Raw genomic sequence first — 1,944 nt, forward strand, 5'->3', positions numbered from 1 at the left:
ATGTTAATCTTCTAGAATATGAAATAAAAAAGTCCTTGCAAGTTTGTAAAATGCGTAGTGTTGAAGGTTTCAAAAATAAGCTACCCATGTTTTCCCTAAAGATTCTTCACTATTTTAACATCCTGCATTTCATTAAATACATTAGGTGATCTTTTGTTTTTAATATTCCATCTGTGTCTCCTTTGTTTTTATTTAACCCAGCTTAAGAAAAGCGTCTTTATATTTCTTCCAATATACTATCATCTTGCAACTATATATACGTTTTTGGGTACTATTTACTTTTCGTTTGCCCAGGATATGCCGTTTGATTTTTATCATATTGTACGTGAAGAGTATCTCATCAAAACTGGTTTCTATTTTTCAGTTGCTGCCTTTGCATTTTACATTGGGGTAATACTATTTAGTAGTCGGAAAGGAAATAATTATACAGATGGGTTTGATTTTTCTATATTAAGCTTGGTTTTGAGTAGAGTAAAGAACTATCAAATTTTCATCATGTATTTTGTTCTTGTTGTAGTATTCCACATAGGTTACGGTTTTTCTCATGTGTATTTCAGAGAAGGATATACTATAGAGAAAGGAGGTGTTGCTACTTTTAGAGTTTTGTACACAATGCTCCTTCCTTTAGTAGTGATGCTTATTCCTWTCTTTAAAGGAAGGTTTTCCCGTTTTGTCATGTTACTTTTAATTTTGTTTCTCGTAATGGGAAGCTCAAGCAGAAATGTGGTTCTGGTTCCAATATGTTACTATTTTGGCGTTGTGATTCGTGATAATAGAATTAATTTACTTTTACTTTTAATTGTTTTTGTTTCAGTTTTATTTTTATCTGGTATTGCTATGCAATATAGATATAATGCCGAGCAAGGTGCCATACCAAATTTATTGTTTTTCATAGAAAATGGTGTTGACTTAGACTTTGTTATGTTTTCACTTAACTATCTCATTAGTTTTTCGTTTGTGGCTTCATCTTTGACATTGCAAGACTTTTCATTAGATCTAAAGTCATTATATATATCGGTGACACCTCTTCCGTCATCACTAATAGATGTTGGTTATATGGTAAGGTCCCAAAAGCTAAATGAACACGCACCTTTTACTGCGATAGGATTGCTTTCTCAAGCTGGATGGTTAGTAGTATTTATATACTTTTTTATCTGTGGGGGAGTTTGGTCAAAGTTTGGTGGGGGATTGATAAAAAGCAGTCGTTATATGCCACTACTAGTATATGGGCTTTTCCTTCTTTTTATGCTGTTAAGTGTTCAGTATAACCTTAGAAGTATAACCAGATTAGTATACTATTTGTTTTTTTTATATCTTAGCTATTTCTCCTCTAGGCTGCTTTTGAGAGCACTAAAATGAAAAATAGGTTCGTACAAAACGCCTTGTGGGCTATGGTCGACAAGTTTGTCGTTCTATTTGGAAGCTTGATTGCATATGTGTTGGTGTCAAAGTATTTGGGCCCAGAAAAGTTTGGTGTCTTCGCTTTTGGCGTAACAATATCTACACTTGGTGTTACCATCTCGCAATGGGGCGCTAATCACGTTGTGTTTAATTTAGCTGTTAAGAACACTCGAGTTGCATCAAAGGTTATGTTCAGTAGTGAAGCAACAAGATTGAGAATATATGTAGCTTTTTGGGGGGTTTCGAGCTTAGTTCTTTATTTTTATCTTGGGAAGGGGGATGATTTTTTAATTTTATCACTATTAATTGCGTCCCACGTATTTGTGGCTTTGGATGTTTATCAGTTTTATCTAGAAGGTAGCCTGAACGCTAAGATAAATGCGAGAAGTAACATGCTAGCAAGAGCGCTATCTACTTTATTACGAGTTGCAATGGTATTTCTTTCGTTGAAAAGTATTTGGTTTGTTTTTCCGTATCTAATAAATAATTTAGTAATATTTTTCCGACGTAGATGTTATGTCAAAAAATCTCATAGTCATATAT

2 protein-coding genes are annotated in these 1,944 nt (G+C 33.5%); both read left to right on the forward strand.

Features of this window, described 5'->3' with window-relative positions; genetic code table 11:
* Positions 1-297 precede the first annotated feature (297 nt).
* On the forward strand, positions 298-1,359 hold the full coding sequence (locus tag BZG72_RS15935) for a hypothetical protein (protein WP_131828047.1): 1,062 nt from the start codon (positions 298-300) through the stop codon (positions 1,357-1,359).
* The coding region (locus BZG72_RS15940) for a lipopolysaccharide biosynthesis protein (RefSeq protein WP_131828048.1) at positions 1,356-1,944 on the forward strand (589 nt) is incomplete at its 3' end. The genes BZG72_RS15935 and BZG72_RS15940, both read left to right, overlap by 4 nt.

The sequence above is a fragment of the Salinivibrio sp. PR6 genome (assembly GCF_001995955.1).
Lineage (GTDB): Bacteria > Pseudomonadota > Gammaproteobacteria > Enterobacterales > Vibrionaceae > Salinivibrio > Salinivibrio siamensis.